This window comes from Alkalihalophilus pseudofirmus OF4 (assembly GCF_000005825.2).
Lineage (GTDB): Bacteria > Bacillota > Bacilli > Bacillales > Bacillaceae_D > Alkalihalophilus > Alkalihalophilus pseudofirmus.
Map to the genome: position 1 here is coordinate 16,632 of NC_013791.2, position 16,802 is coordinate 33,433.

At 41.3% G+C, this 16,802-nt stretch carries 14 protein-coding genes, 1 tRNA gene, 1 other RNA gene and 1 other annotated feature; of the genes, 11 read left to right on the forward strand and 5 right to left on the reverse strand.

The features are described from left to right. Nucleotides 1-348: 348 nt before the first annotated feature. A complete protein-coding gene (locus BPOF4_RS00060; RefSeq protein ID WP_012957026.1) occupies nucleotides 349-1,311 on the reverse strand; it encodes a YaaC family protein in 963 nt (320 codons plus the stop codon). Nucleotides 1,312-1,470: 159 nt separating this feature from the next. Here BPOF4_RS00060 and guaB point away from each other — a divergent pair, with 159 nt between their 5' ends. The 5 genes from guaB to serS all read left to right on the forward strand — a co-directional run bounded on the left by guaB (nucleotide 1,471) and on the right by serS (nucleotide 7,646). Then, nucleotides 1,471-2,928 carry an IMP dehydrogenase gene (gene guaB / locus BPOF4_RS00065; RefSeq protein WP_012957027.1) on the forward strand — a complete coding sequence of 486 codons (1,458 nt, stop codon included), beginning with the start codon at nucleotides 1,471-1,473 and terminating at the stop codon, nucleotides 2,926-2,928. A 163-nt stretch (nucleotides 2,929-3,091) separates the two neighbouring features. Continuing rightward, complete coding sequence (locus BPOF4_RS00070) at nucleotides 3,092-4,387, forward strand: D-alanyl-D-alanine carboxypeptidase family protein (protein ID WP_139314765.1); 1,296 nt, start codon at nucleotides 3,092-3,094, stop codon at nucleotides 4,385-4,387. A 165-nt stretch (nucleotides 4,388-4,552) separates the two neighbouring features. Beyond that, a complete protein-coding gene (pdxS, locus tag BPOF4_RS00075) occupies nucleotides 4,553-5,437 on the forward strand; it encodes a pyridoxal 5'-phosphate synthase lyase subunit PdxS (RefSeq protein WP_012957029.1) in 885 nt (294 codons plus the stop codon). 36 nt (nucleotides 5,438-5,473) lie between these two features. After that, complete coding sequence (gene pdxT / locus BPOF4_RS00080) at nucleotides 5,474-6,070, forward strand: pyridoxal 5'-phosphate synthase glutaminase subunit PdxT (RefSeq protein ID WP_012957030.1); 597 nt, start codon at nucleotides 5,474-5,476, stop codon at nucleotides 6,068-6,070. A 2-nt stretch (nucleotides 6,071-6,072) separates the two neighbouring features. Further along, nucleotides 6,073-6,291 (forward strand) — a binding site (T-box leader). Between the two features lie 80 nt (nucleotides 6,292-6,371). Next, nucleotides 6,372-7,646, forward strand: a complete 1,275-nt coding sequence (serS, locus tag BPOF4_RS00085) for a serine--tRNA ligase (protein ID WP_012957031.1) — start codon at nucleotides 6,372-6,374, stop codon at nucleotides 7,644-7,646. 45 nt (nucleotides 7,647-7,691) lie between these two features. Here serS and BPOF4_RS00090 read toward each other — a convergent pair whose 3' ends face one another. Genes BPOF4_RS00090 through opp1C form a run of 4 tightly spaced genes read right to left on the reverse strand, consistent with a single transcriptional unit; the run spans nucleotide 7,692 to nucleotide 11,581 of the window. Next, complete coding sequence (locus BPOF4_RS00090; RefSeq protein ID WP_012957032.1) at nucleotides 7,692-8,705, reverse strand: ABC transporter ATP-binding protein; 1,014 nt, start codon at nucleotides 8,703-8,705, stop codon at nucleotides 7,692-7,694. Then, nucleotides 8,686-9,714 (reverse strand): ABC transporter ATP-binding protein, encoded by a 1,029-nt coding sequence (locus tag BPOF4_RS00095; RefSeq protein ID WP_012957033.1) that lies wholly within the window; start codon nucleotides 9,712-9,714, stop codon nucleotides 8,686-8,688. The genes BPOF4_RS00090 and BPOF4_RS00095 overlap by 20 nt, the downstream gene beginning before the upstream one ends. A 32-nt stretch (nucleotides 9,715-9,746) precedes the next feature. Next, nucleotides 9,747-10,667 carry a nickel ABC transporter permease gene (gene nikB, locus BPOF4_RS00100; protein ID WP_012957034.1) on the reverse strand — a complete coding sequence of 307 codons (921 nt, stop codon included), beginning with the start codon at nucleotides 10,665-10,667 and terminating at the stop codon, nucleotides 9,747-9,749. A gap of 17 nt (nucleotides 10,668-10,684) precedes the next feature. Beyond that, nucleotides 10,685-11,581, reverse strand: coding sequence for a nickel/cobalt ABC transporter permease (opp1C, locus tag BPOF4_RS00105; RefSeq protein WP_012957035.1), 897 nt, complete (start codon nucleotides 11,579-11,581; stop codon nucleotides 10,685-10,687). A 323-nt stretch (nucleotides 11,582-11,904) separates the two neighbouring features. Here opp1C and BPOF4_RS00110 point away from each other — a divergent pair, with 323 nt between their 5' ends. The 6 genes from BPOF4_RS00110 to BPOF4_RS00130 all read left to right on the forward strand — a co-directional run bounded on the left by BPOF4_RS00110 (nucleotide 11,905) and on the right by BPOF4_RS00130 (nucleotide 16,797). Then, complete coding sequence (locus tag BPOF4_RS00110; RefSeq protein WP_012957036.1) at nucleotides 11,905-13,521, forward strand: glutathione ABC transporter substrate-binding protein; 1,617 nt, start codon at nucleotides 11,905-11,907, stop codon at nucleotides 13,519-13,521. A 115-nt stretch (nucleotides 13,522-13,636) separates the two neighbouring features. Continuing rightward, nucleotides 13,637-13,729 (forward strand) — tRNA-Ser (locus BPOF4_RS00115). Nucleotides 13,730-13,804: 75 nt separating this feature from the next. After that, entirely contained in the window at nucleotides 13,805-14,293 is a 489-nt protein-coding gene (gene tadA, locus BPOF4_RS00120) for a tRNA adenosine(34) deaminase TadA (RefSeq protein ID WP_012957037.1), read from the forward strand. Between the two features lie 81 nt (nucleotides 14,294-14,374). Continuing rightward, an RNA gene (gene ffs / locus BPOF4_RS21450) (signal recognition particle sRNA large type) lies at nucleotides 14,375-14,640 on the forward strand. A 141-nt stretch (nucleotides 14,641-14,781) separates the two neighbouring features. Further along, nucleotides 14,782-16,467: a DNA polymerase III subunit gamma/tau gene (gene dnaX / locus BPOF4_RS00125; RefSeq protein WP_012957038.1), complete on the forward strand. Its 1,686-nt coding sequence runs from the start codon at nucleotides 14,782-14,784 to the stop codon at nucleotides 16,465-16,467. 18 nt (nucleotides 16,468-16,485) lie between these two features. After that, complete coding sequence (locus BPOF4_RS00130) at nucleotides 16,486-16,797, forward strand: YbaB/EbfC family nucleoid-associated protein (protein WP_012957039.1); 312 nt, start codon at nucleotides 16,486-16,488, stop codon at nucleotides 16,795-16,797. Nucleotides 16,798-16,802: the final 5 nt, after the last annotated feature.

Here is a 16,802-nt window from a genome sequence, read left to right on the forward strand (position 1 = left end):
CGAACCCTTTCTCTTCGTAACGATTTATGAAAAACTTCGTAGAGAAACGGCATGAATAATCTTCCTTGTAGAAGAGAGAGGGTAAGCCAGGCAGGACGTTGTCAGGCAGTCTCCCCGTTTATCAACTGATGCAATAAACAGCAAACTCAATACAACTCATGATAATGACACCAATAGCTCGTAAACCGGTGCAAAAAACAACCTTTGACGAAATGAGCCTTTGAACCCGAGCAATTACAAGAAATGCCGACATAATTGCACACTTGACTCACGCAATACCGTCCACAATCCGCGCAATAGGTATAGACATCGTACAAGCTTCAGGTAACAAGTTACAAAGCCATCTTATCATTGGCTTCTATCACGCTTAAGTAACTCTACAATAAGAGCTGGCACTCTATGTTGAGCATAGTTCACATATTGGGTGATGAAGGGGAGGTCATTACCATCAAATGTATGCAGCAGCTCTCCCCACCACTCTGTTTCATACCGGCAGATCATGCTGAGGTTGTATAATAATAAATAATGTACTAATACTTCTGGCAAACGTAAATGACTTTCTTTCGTTTTAAAAAGATGAGGTATATTATCTTGATCGAATATAAAAGGAAAACCATTAAGAGTTGATGGTTTCTTAGAAAAAGGTATGGAAATATATCTTTTATCTTCTTCAATAGAGGCTCCTTTTTTATACCACGGTTGTTGCTGGTATTGAATAAACTGGGTAAATCGATTTGCGGTCATGTGATAAGTATCTAAAATATTGGAAGAGAAACGTATCACTGACGTTTCGTATATGCCTTTTTCTAAGTATTTAGCGTAGTTAAACTGTTTAAAAAGGGTTTGCATTTCTGGTAATTGCTGCAATAAAGATGTCATTTTTATTTTCTCATTATCCAAATGTTTCATGTGAAACATTTTGTCGAGTAAATGAGAGAATAGTCCATTTCGTTGGATTTTCACTTCATCATCTAAAAACGTAAAACCTGATTTTTTACGTTTTCTCGTTGTTACCCCATGAGCTAAGACTTGCGAATTTGCAGGATATGTGGGGTCTTTTGTGAGAATAGCTGCTTTTAAGAATTGAACAAGTCCATAAAATAAGAGCATCGGTTTTAACTCCATAGGAGCCATACCAGCTTGTTCTGTGTAAAGCTGTCCATGTTTCAAGTGATAAATGAATGTATAGCAAGTATTGAAGCTCTTGGTTTTTGGCTGCTCAATATTGGTCTCTTCATATGATTTTGTTAAATAAGATCTTGTGAAGGCAGCTGAATAGAATGGATCGAGCTGTTTATAATAGTGAGTCAATATGATCACCACCTTTTTCTGTTTATTGGGAAAAATCGCACTTTATATGACTTCTTGACAGTAGTTTGCCCAGTTGATAAGCTACTAATAATATTTTCAAGCATGATTTATGGAAACCATATTTTATGAATAAACCTTTTGGGGAGGATGAATGTACTAATGTGGGAGAATAAATTTCAAAAAGAGGGTTTAACGTTTGATGATGTATTACTAGTTCCTGCCAGGTCAGAAATATTACCTCGTGATGTGTCGGTGAAAACGAAGTTATCGGAGAATCTTCAATTAAATATCCCGTTAATTAGTGCAGGTATGGATACGGTAACCGAAGCTGCAATGGCAATTGCTATGGCACGTGAAGGTGGTCTTGGAATCATTCATAAAAACATGTCAATTGAAGAGCAAGCTGAACAAGTTGATCGTGTTAAACGTTCAGAAAGCGGAGTTATCACAAATCCATTCTTCTTAACTCCTGATCGCCAAGTGTTTGATGCCGAGCATTTAATGGGGAAATACAGAATCTCAGGCGTACCAATTGTTGATGAGGAACAGAAGCTTGTTGGAATTTTGACAAACCGTGATTTGCGCTTTATCGAAGATTATTCAATTCATATTGATGAAGTCATGACCAAAGAGGATCTAGTTACTGCTCCTGTTGGGACAACACTTCAGGAAGCTGAATCAATTCTACAGAAGTATAAAATTGAAAAGCTTCCACTTGTTGATGATGAAGGAGTATTAAAAGGGTTAATTACAATAAAAGATATTGAGAAGGTTATCGAATTTCCTAACTCGGCGAAAGACTCCCAAGGAAGATTAGTTGTAGGTGCTGCAATCGGTGTTTCTGCAGATGCTGATACTCGTATTGCTGCTTTAGTAGAAGCTGGTGTAGATGCGATTGTCATTGATACAGCTCATGGTCATTCTAGAGGGGTACTAGACAAAGTTAGTGCAGTCCGTGAACAATATCCTGACTTAACAATCATTGCAGGAAACGTGGCTACAGCAGAAGCTACAAGAGATCTAATTGAAGCAGGAGCAAATGTAGTAAAGGTTGGAATTGGACCTGGTTCCATTTGTACAACACGTGTTGTAGCAGGAATCGGTGTTCCGCAAATTACTGCTGTTTATGACTGTGCTACAGAAGCCCGCAAGCATGGTGTACCGATTATTGCAGACGGCGGAATCAAGTATTCTGGAGACATCGTAAAAGCATTGGCAGCCGGTGGACATGCTGTTATGTTAGGCAGTCTTTTAGCTGGAGTAAGTGAAAGCCCTGGCGAGCGAGAAATTTACCAAGGTCGTCAATTTAAAGTCTACCGTGGCATGGGTTCTCTTGGTGCAATGGAAAAGGGAAGTAAAGATCGCTATTTCCAAGAGAATGCACAAAAGCTTGTACCAGAAGGTATTGAAGGACGTATTCCTTATAAAGGGCCGTTAAATGATACGATCCACCAGCTTATCGGCGGTATACGTGCTGGTATGGGGTACTGCGGAACAGCTACATTAGATGATTTACGTAATGACGGGCAGTTCATCCGTATTACTGGAGCAGGCTTACGTGAGAGCCACCCTCATGACGTTCAAATTACGAAAGAAGCACCAAACTACTCAGTATAATCTGTTTTAAAGAGTTCACAAAAAAGGTATAAAGACTAAGATAGATAGGGCCTTCCCTATCTATTTTTTTATGGATTGTTGTGATAAAATAACGCTTATGTGAGAAAAATGTGGAGGTGCGATTGTGAAATTGTTAGGTAAGAAAAAATGGGTTGCCGCGTTCATGTCATTTGTTTTAATGGCTACGCTTATAGTACAACCAACCACAGCTGATGCAGCGCTTGATTTAGATGCAGAATCAGCTATTTTAGTAGAGGCAGAGTCTGGTAAAATCTTATATCAAAAGAATATAGATGCTGTTTTACCATTGGCAAGTATGACTAAAATGATGAGTGAATATTTAATTTTAGAGGCGATCAGCGAGGGGCGTATTAGCTGGGATCAGCAAGTACCGATTAGTGACTGGGTTAGAACGCTTTCTCTTCAAACCGCTTTATCAAATGTTCCTCTTCGTCAAGATGAAACGTATACAGTTCGTGACCTATATGAATCTGTAGCAATTTATTCTGCTAATGCTTCAACGATTGCTTTAGCTGAATTAATCTCCGGCTCAGAAACACAATTTGTTCAGCTGATGAACGAAAAAGGGGAAGAGCTTGGATTAGAAGATTTTAATTTCGTTAATTCATCTGGTTTAAATAACCGTGACTTACAAGGAAATCATCCAGAGGGAACGGGTGCCGAAGCTGAAAATGAAATGTCTGCTAGAGCAACTGCTAAACTAGCATATGCTCTATTACGTGATTATCCTGAAGTGCTAGAAACAGCGAGTATTCCTATGAAGGATTTCCAAGCAGGCCCTGGAGAAGTCATTCCGATGGAAAACTGGAACTGGATGCTTCCAACTATCCGACCTCAGCACGATTATGAGGGGATTGATGGTCTTAAAACCGGATTCACATCTGCTGCTGGAAATACCTTTACTGGAACAGCAGAGCGAGATGGAATGCGTTTGATCTCGGTTGTCATGCGTACAGAATCACGTGATGCACGCTTTAATGAGACAAGAAAATTATTAGATTTTGGTTTTAATAACTTTAGTACGGTTGAACTTTTTGATGAAGGGCATGTAGTGGAAGGTGAGGAGACCTTGCCGGTAGCTGCGGGTAAAGAACGAGAAGTCGCTATTTCAAGTGCAGAAGCGCTTTCTGCCGTTGTAAGAAATGGACAAAACGATCAATACAGTGTAGAGCTTGGCCTTGATCAAGAAAAGTTAAATGAAGATGGTGAACTAGTTGCTCCTCTAGAAGCAGGAGAAGCAGTAGGGACTCTTTCTCTTTCATTTGAAGGAGAAGGCGAGGAATTTTTATATTCCGGCCAGCAAGAAGGCGTTCCGATGGTAACTGATACAGCAGTTGAGAAGGCTGGATGGTTCACGATGATGATGCGTGGCATCGGTGGCTTTTTCTCTGGGATCTGGAATGCAGCTGTTAATACTGTAAGCGGATGGTTCTCATAAACTGAAGCTGATCGCCATTTAAAGAATGAGCGAGTCTATTGGGGAAAATAGGCTCGTTCTTTTTAAAAAATAATAACAGAAAATTATGCGAACATCTTAGTTTTGCGGTATACTATTAAAGATAAGCAAGTCCAACTAACAAGAACGGTCTAGGAGGAAATACATATGAGTCAAACAGGTACTGATCGCGTAAAACGTGGTATGGCAGAAATGCAAAAAGGTGGCGTCATCATGGACGTTATCAATGCTGAGCAAGCTAAAATTGCTGAGGAAGCAGGTGCGGTGGCTGTTATGGCCCTTGAGCGTGTACCAGCTGACATTCGTGCAGCAGGCGGCGTAGCACGTATGGCTGATCCTACTATTGTTGAAGAAGTTTTAAATGCTGTATCGATCCCAGTTATGGCAAAGGCACGTATTGGCCACATTGTAGAGGCTCGTATTCTTGAGTCTATGGGCGTTGATTATATTGATGAGAGTGAAGTATTAACACCAGCTGATGAAGTGTATCACTTGTATAAGCGTGATTTCACAGTACCTTTCGTATGTGGAGCGCGTGACTTAGGTGAAGCTGCACGTCGTATTGGTGAAGGGGCTTCTATGATTCGTACAAAGGGTGAGCCGGGAACAGGAAACATTGTTGAGGCAGTACGCCATATGCGTATGATGCAAGCTCAAGTGAAAAAAGTTGCTGGTATGTCTACAGATGAATTAATGACTGAAGCAAAAAATCTTGGTGCATCTTATGACTTGCTTCTTGAAATTAAAGAAACAGGTAAGCTTCCTGTAGTTAACTTTGCAGCAGGCGGTATTGCAACACCAGCAGATGCAGCGTTAATGATGCAGCTTGGTGCTGACGGTGTATTCGTAGGTTCTGGTATCTTCAAGTCGGATAATCCAGAAAAGTTTGCACGTGCGATTGTTGAAGCAACGACTCACTATGAGGATTATGCTCTAATTGCTGAACTTTCAAAAGGTCTTGGTACGGCAATGAAAGGGATTGAAATTTCAACTCTTCAGCCATCTGAACGTATGCAGGAGCGCGGCTGGTAAGAGGCTTAGTTTTTCATATAGAAAGGATACAACGAGATGTTAAAAATAGGTGTATTGGCCCTTCAGGGTGCTGTGCGTGAACATGCTGCTTGTCTTCAAGGGCCTGAGGTCGAAGTCATAGCAGTTAAAAAAGTTGAACAGCTTGATGAGCTTGATGGCCTTGTTCTTCCTGGCGGAGAAAGCACGACCATGCGGCGCTTAATTGATAAATACAACTTTCTAGAACCTTTAAAAGCATTTGCAGAGACAGGGAAGCCTGTTTTTGGAACATGTGCAGGCCTCATTTTAATGGCAAAGGATATTGCAGGGCAGCCAGAGGGTCACCTTTCTTTAATGAATATGACCGTTGAGCGAAATGCTTTTGGACGTCAACGTGAGAGCTTTGAAGCTGATCTTATTGTCACTGATGTGGGTGAGGATGTTCGTGCGGTATTTATCCGTGCGCCGCTGATCAAAGAGGTCGGTGAGAATGTAGAAGTAATTTCGAAGTTTAATGATGAGATTGTAGCAGCTAGAGAAGGACGTTTTCTTGCTTGCTCTTTCCACCCGGAATTAACGGACGATCACCGTTTTCATCAGTATTTTGTCGATATGGTTGCACAAGCTAAGCTAGAAGGTGTAAAATTTGTATAACAGACAATGCGTAGATAGGGAATAGTAAATAAAGCTGCTTCTACAGAGAGCTGACGGCCGGTGTGAGTCAGTGTAGCACTTTTTTGAATCCACCCTTGAGTGAGTGGTGAAGCACTAAGCTTAAGCCATTCCGGTAAAGATAGCCGTTATCTATCTTTAGAGTGGTCTATATTTTATATATAGGCAACAAGGGTGGTATCGCGGGTGCTCTCGTCCCTTCTTCTTAGCCGAAGAGTGGATGAGAGCTTTTTTATTTGTCTAAGCTTGTCAAATAGAAGATTTTATTTAAGGAGGAATAAACATGTTAGATGTAAAAAGATTAAGAAATGATCTTGCTGATATAAAAGAGAAGCTTTCAACACGTGGTGAAGACATCTCTGGATTAGATCAATTTGGAGAGCTTGATGAAAAGCGCCGTGCGATTATTGTAGAGGTGGAAGAGTTAAAAAGCAGACGTAACCAGGTGTCACAAGAAGTTGCTCAATTAAAACGTGAGAAAAAAGATGCTGACCACCTCATTAAAGAAACAAGAGAGGTGTCTGAGAAGGTTAAACAATTAGATGAGAAACTGCGAGGCCTTGATGCAGAGCTTGATCATCTCTTATTAACGATTCCAAATGTGCCGCATGAATCAACGCCAGTAGGTGAAACAGAAGATGATAATGTAGAAGCACGCAAATGGGGCGATGTTCGTTCATTTGAATTTGAACCTAAGCCGCATTGGGATCTAGCAACAGACCTAGGTATTCTTGATTTTGAACGCGCATCAAAAGTGACTGGAAGCCGTTTTGTATTTTATAAAGGCCTCGGAGCGCGTCTAGAGCGTGCATTAATGAACTTTATGATGGATCTTCACCAAGATGAACATGGCTATGAGGAAGTACTCCCTCCTTACATGGTCAACCGTACAAGCATGACAGGCACAGGGCAGCTGCCTAAGTTTGAAGAAGATGCATTTAAGATTCGTGAGGAAGATTACTTCTTAATTCCAACAGCAGAAGTCCCTGTTACAAACATGCACCGTGATGAAATTTTACAAGCTGATCAACTGCCGATCGCTTATACTGCATTCAGTGCTTGTTTCCGTTCAGAAGCAGGATCAGCTGGCCGTGATACAAGAGGCTTAATTCGCCAGCATCAATTCAATAAGGTAGAGCTTGTTCGTTTTGTGAAGCCTGAGGACTCTTATCAAGAGCTTGAGAATTTAACAGGACATGCGGAAAAAGTGCTGCAATTACTAGAGCTTCCATATCGTGTTATGAGCATGTGTACTGCAGATTTAGGCTTCACTGCAGCCAAGAAATACGATATTGAAGTATGGATTCCAAGCTATGACTCTTACCGCGAGATTTCTTCATGCAGTAACTTTGAAGATTTCCAAGCGCGTCGTGCAAACATTAAGTTCCGCCGTGAACCAAAAGCAAAGGCAGAATTTGTTCATACGTTAAATGGTTCAGGGCTTGCAGTCGGCCGTACAGTTGCTGCCATCCTTGAAAATTATCAGCAAGAAGATGGATCAATTGAGATTCCTAAAGTACTGCGTCCATACATGGGCAATGTTGAGAGAATCGGATAAGATAAAAAATCCCTTACAGCATACACGCTGTAAGGGATTTTTAGTTTAAACATAATTAGGTTTGCGCTCTCCTGATTCAATCTCTTCCATGTAGTGACATGCTGCTTGGTGGCCTTCTTTCATATAATCGGCTGCACGCAGTTCAGGAGTATCTGTCTTACATTTCTCTGTTGCAAATGGGCAACGAGTGTGGAAGCGGCATCCTTGTGGAGGATTGATTGGAGAAGGAACATCACCTTTTAAGATGATACGCTCTTTCTTGCGCTCAGGGTCCGGTACAGGAATAGCTGACAATAAAGCTTTTGTATAAGGATGCTGGGGGTTATCAAATAAAGATTTCTTATCACCGATTTCCACAATGCGTCCCAAATACATCACAATAACTCGATCAGAAATATGACGGACAACGCCCAAGTCATGTGAAATAAATAGGTAAGTCAGCTGGAATTCACGCTGCAGACGTTTTAATAAGTTAATAACCTGTGCTTGGATGGATACATCAAGAGCTGATACTGCCTCATCACAAATAATCAGCTTAGGGTCTACAGATAACGCACGTGCAATCCCGATACGCTGACGCTGACCGCCACTGAATTCATGCGGGAAACGGTCTATTTGGTGAGCACCAAGGCCAACTGTTTCCATTAACTCTTTAATACGGTCTGCACGTTTTTCCCGTGGAATGACATTTTGAATTTCCATTGCCTCCTCAAGTACTTGGCGTACTGTTTGACGAGGATTAATTGATGCGTATGGATCTTGGAAAATGATTTGAAGATCCTTACGCTTTTTACGCATTTGTGATTTATTTAAGGCAAGTAAGTCTTCACCGTCAAATTCAACTGTCCCATCAGTTGGTTCATCTAAACGCAAGATCGCACGTCCTGTAGTAGACTTACCACAGCCAGATTCTCCTACGATACTTACTGTTTCTCCTTCATAAATCGTAAATGATACACCGTCTACTGCTTTAACGTGATTTACTGTACGACCAAGTAAACCACCTTTGATCGGGAAGTACTGCTTCAGGTCATTAACCTTAAGAAGTTCTTTCTTCATACACGTTCACCTCCGGGTCCCCGTCCCACTCATCTGAATAAATCCAGCAACGAATTTGGTTTCCATTTTCATCTTCTTCAAGCTCCGGCAGACGCTCACGGCAGATGTCACTCGCAAACGGACAACGCGGAGCGAAACGACAGCCCTTAGGCATATCTGCAGGACTTGGTACAGACCCTTTAATAACAGATAGCTCTTCACCATCCAAATCAATATCATGACGAGGAAGGGAGTTCAAAAGACCGACTGTATACGGGTGGCGTGGATTTTTGAATAACTCTCTAATGCTTGCGTATTCAACCACTTTACCGCAATACATAACTGCAACATAATCACATGTTTCAGCAACTACACCTAGGTCATGTGTAATCATAATGATCGACATACCTAAGCGGTCTTGAAGGTCTTTCATTAATTCAAGAATTTGTGCTTGAATCGTTACATCAAGTGCTGTTGTAGGTTCATCGGCAATAAGAAGCTCTGGATTACAAGCAAGAGCCATTGCAATCATCACACGTTGACGCATACCACCAGATAATTCATGCGGATACTGATGAACACGCTGCTCTGGTGACGGGATGCCTACCAGCTTTAGCATTTCAATCGAACGTTCGATTGCTTTTTTCTTTCCTAAGCCTTCATGAATTCTAAAGGCCTCTCCGATTTGCTCCCCTACTGTGTAAACAGGGTTAAGAGAAGTCATCGGCTCTTGGAAAATCATTGAAATTTCATTTCCACGAATCTTACGCATTTTAGCCTCAGATTTTTTAAGAAGATCTTCTCCTTTGAAGATCATTTCTCCCCCAACGACTTTTCCTGGATTTTGGATTAAACGAAGAATTGATAATGAGGTAATACTTTTACCTGAACCAGATTCTCCAACAATACCAAGTGTTTTACCTTTTGGTACATCGAATGTAACGCCATCAACAGCTTTTACTTCACCTTGATCAGTGAAGAATGATGTACGAAGGTCCCGCACTTGAATAATGGATTCATTTGTAGTCAAAATGTTTCACACCCTTCATTAATAAGTAAGTCTTAATCAAGGTCAATACGCTTGTTTAAGAAGCGGTAAGAAATATCTACGAGTAAGTTCACGAGAACGAATAGTAATGAAATAACAAGTACTGTACCTTGTACGATAGGGAAGTCACGTGCACGAATCGCATCAATGATTAAACGTCCCATACCGTTAATAGCAAATACTGTTTCTGTTAATACTGTTCCGCCAAGAAGCACACCAAATTGTAAACCAACGACTGTTACAACAGGAATTAATGCATTCTTAAGAGCGTGACGGTAAATAACAACTCTTTCTTTTACCCCTTTAGCACGTGCAGTTCGAATATAATCTTGTCCGATAACTTCTAACATACTTGAACGAGTCATACGAGCAACAATGGCTGCCCCTGCCGTACCGAGAGTAATAACCGGAAGGACGGCTTGCTGCCAGGATCCCCATCCCGAAGGCAAGAACCATCGGAATTCGATAGCAAAGTATTGAATTAACATTAATCCAAGCCAGAAGTTAGGCATTGAAAGACCGAATAGAGCCACAATCATAATCATTGTATCTAAGAACGTGTAATGTCTTGTTGCTGAAATGATACCGGCAATTAAACCAATAAATACAGATAAAATCGTACTGTATATGGCAAGTTCTATTGTTACCCAGAACCGGCCTGAAATTTCTTGAGTTACTTCACGGCCACTACGGATCGAATTCCCTAAATCACCCTGAATTGCATTTCCAATATAATTAAAGTACTGCTGTGGGAGCGGATCATTTAAGCCTAGTCGCTCACGCATTTGCTCAACTTGAGCTTCGGATGCACTTTCACCGGCGATGATTTGAGCCGGGTCACCAGGAATGAGGTGCATCATTGAGAAAACGAGAATTGTAACACCAAAAAGAACAGGGATCGTTTGAATTAATCGTCTAACTATATAAGTAAACAATCATCTACACCTCTTTTCTAGTTTTTCATTTTCGGATCAAGTGCATCACGTAATCCGTCACCAAAAATATTAAATGCTAGTACAACAATAACAATCGCCAAACCTGGGAATAACGCTACATGTGGTGCGTCATACATATAATTTCGTCCGGCACTTAACATTGCCCCCCACTCCGGAGTTGGAGGCTGAGCGCCCATTCCTAAGAATGATAGACCACTAGCCGTAAGAATCGCTGTTGCCATACGCAAAGTAGCTTGGACAATAATAGGTGATAAAATATTCGGTAAAATGTGTTTAAAAATAATACGACCGTCGCTTGCACCAAGTGCACGAACAGCATCCACGTATTCTAGCTTTCTAACAGAAAGTACAGATCCACGTACAATCCTTGCAAATACAGGAATCGAGAATATTCCGACAGCTATGATTACATTTGTTAAGCTTCCGCCTAATACACTTACAATAGCTAAAGCTAGTAAAATACCAGGGAATGCTAGTAATACATCCATGCAACGCATAATAAATGCATCCACACGCTTGCCGTAATAACCAGAAATTAATCCTAGGAAAACACCAAAAACAGTACCGATAATAACAGAGAAGAGGCCAATATATAATGTAATTGACATTCCATGAATAATACGGCTGAAGATATCACGACCATGATGGTCTGTTCCGAACCAGTGTTCAGATGAAGGAGTTGCAAGTTTGTTCACATGATTTTGAACCGTTGGATCGTACGGTGCAAAAAATGGACCGATAATCGCTACAATAACAAAAAATAAGATCAGAATTCCTCCGACCATAGCAGCTTTGTTTTTACGAAGCTTTCTATAGAAGTTTTTCATACTCTTAACCCGAGGGCTCGGAGGAGGACTTTTTGTCATAGCATCATTTATCGTCTGTTCGCTCATAATAGACACCCTTTCTCAAAATGCTTTAAATTTTGACAAAATTATTGTTATACTACACCGCATTATTATATCACGTACATAATTTTTTACAATGTTTAAAATACTTTTGTAAGATAATGTCGTTTGTTAGTTTATTTTAAACATTCTGAATAATAAATGGATTATGTAAGCGTTTTCCATTTTAACTTTCTTCAATAAAAATGAGAAAGTAAATGAACTATTAATAATTTTATAAAATTTCTTGTTTTATTGTGAAAGTTAAGTTATAGTAATATTGAATTTTAAAAGTTCACACAAAAAGGAATATAAGGGGGTTTTTAAAAGTGAAGATGTCTAAAAATTCACTTTTCGCTTTCTTGCTTGCGATGGTACTAGCTTTTGTGCTGGCGGCATGTGCAAGTGAGCCGGACAGTTCAGGCGAACCAGCTGGTGATGCAGATGGGGAAGATACTGAAGCTGCAGAAGGTGCAGAAGGCGGCAATTTAGTTATTGCTACATTATCAGATGCAGTATCATTAGATCCTGCAAGCTCAAATGACGTTCCATCAAGTAACGTTATTGCTAACATTTTTGAAACACTTGTTTATCAAAACGAAGATCTTGAGCTTGAGCCTGGCTTAGCTGAAGATTGGGAAATGATCGATGATAACACATGGGAATTCAAAATCCGTGAAGGAGTAACTTTCCATGATGATTCAGAATTAAACGCTGAGGTTGTAAAAGCTAACCTTGACCGTATTCTTGATCCAGAAGTTGCATCTCCACGTTCTTTCTTAATTGATATGGTAACAAGCATTGAAGCAACTGATGAGTATACTCTTCAATTAACAACTGAGTATCCTTTCTCTCCGCTTCCTGCTCACTTAGCTCATAACGGACTTTCTATTAGTTCACTTCCTTCTATTGAAGCAGACCAAGAAGCTGTAGCTGGCGGAGGAACTCCTGGTGCTTCAATCAGTGAAAACCCAGTCGGAACTGGTTTCTTCAAATTCGAAGAGTGGAACCCTGGTACAGCTGTGAAATTAGTTAAAAATGAAGATTACTGGGGCGAGCCTGCAAAGGTTGACTCTGTAACATTCTCTGTAGTACCTGAAGATTTAACTCGTATTGCTGAGCTTGAAACAGGTGGAGCACACATTATTTTCCCTGTCAGCCCAAGTGATGTAACACGTGTTGAGAATACTCCAGAAGTAAGTCTTGATCGTACAAACAGTGTGAGTCTTTCATACATCGGGTTCAACATGGACAAAGAGCCATTTGATGATGAGCGTGTTCGTCAAGCAATCTCAATGGCAATTAATAAAGAAGGTATTATCAGCGGTATCTTAGATGACACTGGTATCCCTGCGGTTGGACCGCTTGCTCCAGATGTATTTGGTTTTGATGATTCTGTTGAGCCATTAGGTTATGACACTGAAGCTGCACAAGAACTTCTTGCTGAAGCTGGTTTTGAAGATGGATTCTCTACAACAATTTGGACAAATGACAGTCGTGAGCGTATGGCAATCGCTGAGTATGTTCAAGCTGAACTTGCGAAAATTAATGTAGATGTAAGTATTGAGATCCTTGAGTGGGGTGCTTATTTAGAGCAAACTGCTAACGGACAACATGATATGTTTATCCTAGGCTGGTCTGTAGTTACAGGTGATGCTGACTACGGTATGTACCCACTATTCCACTCATCTAATGTAGGTGAAGCCGGTAACCGTACATTCATGCAAGATGCTGAGCTTGATGAGATCTTAGAAGAAGCTCGTCAAACAGCTGATGAGGAAACTCGTCTAGGTCTTTACAAACAAGCGCAAGAAATGTTAGTTGAAGATGCTCCAATGATCTACCTTTACCATCAAGAGTACCTTGTAGGTCTTCGTGACGAAGTACAAGGTTTCTGGAAGCATCCAAACGGAACTTACATGCTTCATGATGTAACGATCAACTAGTATAATAGAAGAAAGATGATCTTTTGAAAAAAAGATCATCTTTTTTTATAAAAAAGCTTGCACTACTTTATGTAGGATGATATTATATTTCTTGTCAGCAGGTTAGTAACAACACGGAGGAATACCCAAGTCCGGCTGAAGGGATCGGTCTTGAAAACCGACAGGCGGGTTAAACCGCGCGGGGGTTCGAATCCCTCTTCCTCCGCCATATTTTAAAATGACACACATCACCTATTGGGTGATGTTTTTTTATATCTATATACATTGCGAGGAGGTTGCTCTGGTGGCTGAGACACACGAGGATTGGATGAAGCTTGCGCTGCGGGAAGCTGATGCGGCGGAACAAATAGGAGAGGTGCCGATCGGAGCAGTGATTGTGAAAGACGGCGAAGTGATTGCTGCTGCTCATAATCGCAGGGAGTGTGACCATCAAGCAATCGCGCATGCGGAATTACTTGCCATAAAAGAAGCGTGTGATGTGTTAGGCAGCTGGCGATTGTCTGGCTGCACTCTTTATGTAACACTTGAACCATGCCCAATGTGCGCTGGTGCTATTGTACAGTCTCGTATAGATCTCGTAGTATACGGTGCAGCAGACCCTAAGGCTGGCTGTGCAGGAACGTTAATGAACCTGCTGGACGATCCGCGCTTCAATCATCGCGCAGAAGTCATAAGCGGGTGTTTAGAAACAGAATGTGGAGAAAGGCTTACCGCCTTTTTTCGAAAACTTAGAGCAAAAAGAAAGGAAGCGAAAAGAAACGGATCTTCCTAATTCTTACACTTGCAATTTCTCCTCAAACAAACTATACTAGGAAATGCGTCAGTAAGACGCCTAACAACGTTATACAATTTGCCGTGCTAGGTGGGGAGGTAGCGGTGCCCTGTACCCGCAATCCGCTGTAGCGGGACTGAATCCCTTTCCGAGGTTTTGTCATCGTAAGGTCTGACCTAAGTAAGTGGTGTTGACGCTTGGGTTCCACGCAACGGAAACCCACGAACCCTGTCAGGTCCGGAAGGAAGCAGCAGTAAGTGGCCCCTTCCGTGTGCCGTGGAGCAGCCTGGGCCGAGCTAACTGCTTAGGTAACGCTTAGGGTGGCACTATCGAAGAAAGGTGCACGGTATTATATACATAAGATAACAACTGCTTTTGCGGTTGTTTTTTTATTGGGCTTTTTTATAGGTATCCCCCTTAAGATACTTTATTATCATCTTTTAAATCAGTATAATATGGAGTAGTAAGTGAAGAAGGAGTGGGAATCAATGAGCTATCAAGCATTATACCGCGTATGGCGTCCGCAGCAATTAAGAGATGTTGTTGGACAGGAACATATAACGAAAACGCTTCAAAATGCTTTATTGCAAAATAAGTTTTCCCACGCTTATTTGTTTTCAGGACCACGCGGGACAGGTAAAACAAGTGCTGCAAAAATCATTGCTAAAGCAATCAACTGCGAGAAGGCCCCTGTGGCAGAGCCGTGCAATGAATGTGCTGCCTGTAAAGGGATCACCTCAGGTGCAATTGTAGATGTGATGGAGATTGATGCAGCATCAAATAACGGAGTAGATGAAATTCGTGATATTAGGGATAAGGTTAAGTTTGCGCCTAATGAAGTGCCTTACAAGGTATACATCATCGATGAGGTTCACATGCTTTCTACTGGTGCATTTAATGCTTTATTGAAAACATTAGAAGAACCTCCTGGTCATGTTATCTTCATTTTAGCGACAACTGAACCTCATAAAATTCCGTTAACGATTATTTCAAGATGTCAGCGCTTTGACTTCAAACGAATCCCGAATACGGCCATTGTAGGACGGATGAATGAGATACTCTTGCATGATGGGATAGAAGTAGATGATGAGGCTCTGAATATGATCGCCCGAGCCGCTGATGGAGGAATGCGTGATGCATTGAGTTTGCTTGACCAAGCGATCTCTTATGCTGAAGGTCCGTTAACATTAGAAGATGTTCTAGCGATCACAGGCGCTGTCTCAGAACAAGTTTTAGTTAACTTGGTGGAAGCAGTGGCAAATAAAGATTCGGCGGTCGTTCTTGAATCACTTGATCAGCTTGTAAGAGATGGGAAAGAACCAGGCCGTATTTTAGAAGATCTTATCTATTACATGAGAGATTTGCTGTTATGTAAAACGGCTCCTGATTCGAAAGATTTATTAGAAAGAGCAGATTCGGGAGATATAGCTGTTTCTCTAAGCGAACAATTTGACTTCCCTTGGCTGTATCAAGCGATTGAGGTTTTGAATGGCTCGGTGCAAGAGATGAAATGGTCTACCCATCCGAAAGTGATTCTCGAGATGGCCTTAATAAGGTTAGTGAATCAGCGTCCAAGCGAATCTTCTGCCGGTAGTGAAGTTAAGTCAGAAACCGTTAAGCAGCTAGAGGCAAAAATTATTTCCCTTGAAAAAGTAGTGAAGCAGCTTCAAGCAGGAGGCGGTACCCCATCAACTATGGGGGATAGCGCATCTCAACAGTCGGTAAGACGGCCGAAAAAGCAAATTCCTCAAACGAGGGTAAATACATCTAAAGTAAAAGAGCTTCTTAAGGGAGCGAGTAAGCAGGAGCTTCAAAAGGTTACAGGGCAGTGGGGTTCTGTAATGGAACAAGTGAAAGCTCAAAATATTCCTGCACATGCCTGGTTGAGTGACAGCCGTCCAGTTGCAGCTGCTGAAGGCTTCATCCTTCTAGCGTTTCAAAATGAAATGCATCGTGATATGATGGATACAAAGTTCCGTCCATTTTTAGAAGAGGTGTTTCAGCAGATATTCTCCACTCAAGTGACCTTTATGACACTGCTTCAAACTCAGTGGGATAGGTTGAAGGAAGAGTATATGAAGGAACAGCGCGGGGGAGAGAGTGAGAGTGACCCTGTTGTAGACGAAGCACTCAAATTAGTAGGTGCAGATCTAGTCGAAATAATAGACGGTTAAAACAAGGAGGATCTTATTATGAAAAACATGGGTAGTATGATGAAGCAAATGCAAAAAATGCAAAAGCAAATGATGAAGGCGCAGGAAGAATTAAAAGAAAAGACAGTTGAAGCAACGGCTGGCGGCGGTATGGTGACAGTCATTGCTAGTGGAGATAAGCGTATTGTAGATGTGCAAATCTCTGAAGATGTTGTAGATCCAGATGATATTGATATGCTTCAAGATCTAATTCTAGCAGCTACAAATGAAGCATTGAAAAAAGTAGATGAGCTTGTTGAGCAAGATATGGGTAAATTCACAAAAGGAATGAACATCCCAGGAATGTTCTAGGAGGT

What these genes read in the sequence shown, in the direction of transcription:
- BPOF4_RS00090 (WP_012957032.1), bottom strand. Translation starts at nt 8,705, where the DNA reads ATGAAGAAAGAACTTCTTAAGGTTAATGACCTGAAGCAGTACTTCCCG.
- BPOF4_RS00130 (WP_012957039.1), top strand. Translation starts at nt 16,486, where the DNA reads ATGAAAAACATGGGTAGTATGATGAAGCAAATGCAAAAAATGCAAAAG.
- guaB (WP_012957027.1), top strand. Translation starts at nt 1,471, where the DNA reads ATGTGGGAGAATAAATTTCAAAAAGAGGGTTTAACGTTTGATGATGTA.
- BPOF4_RS00070 (WP_139314765.1), top strand. Translation starts at nt 3,092, where the DNA reads ATGTCATTTGTTTTAATGGCTACGCTTATAGTACAACCAACCACAGCT.
- pdxT (WP_012957030.1), top strand. Translation starts at nt 5,474, where the DNA reads ATGTTAAAAATAGGTGTATTGGCCCTTCAGGGTGCTGTGCGTGAACAT.
- dnaX (WP_012957038.1), top strand. Translation starts at nt 14,782, where the DNA reads ATGAGCTATCAAGCATTATACCGCGTATGGCGTCCGCAGCAATTAAGA.
- opp1C (WP_012957035.1), bottom strand. Translation starts at nt 11,581, where the DNA reads ATGAGCGAACAGACGATAAATGATGCTATGACAAAAAGTCCTCCTCCG.
- pdxS (WP_012957029.1), top strand. Translation starts at nt 4,553, where the DNA reads ATGAGTCAAACAGGTACTGATCGCGTAAAACGTGGTATGGCAGAAATG.
- serS (WP_012957031.1), top strand. Translation starts at nt 6,372, where the DNA reads ATGTTAGATGTAAAAAGATTAAGAAATGATCTTGCTGATATAAAAGAG.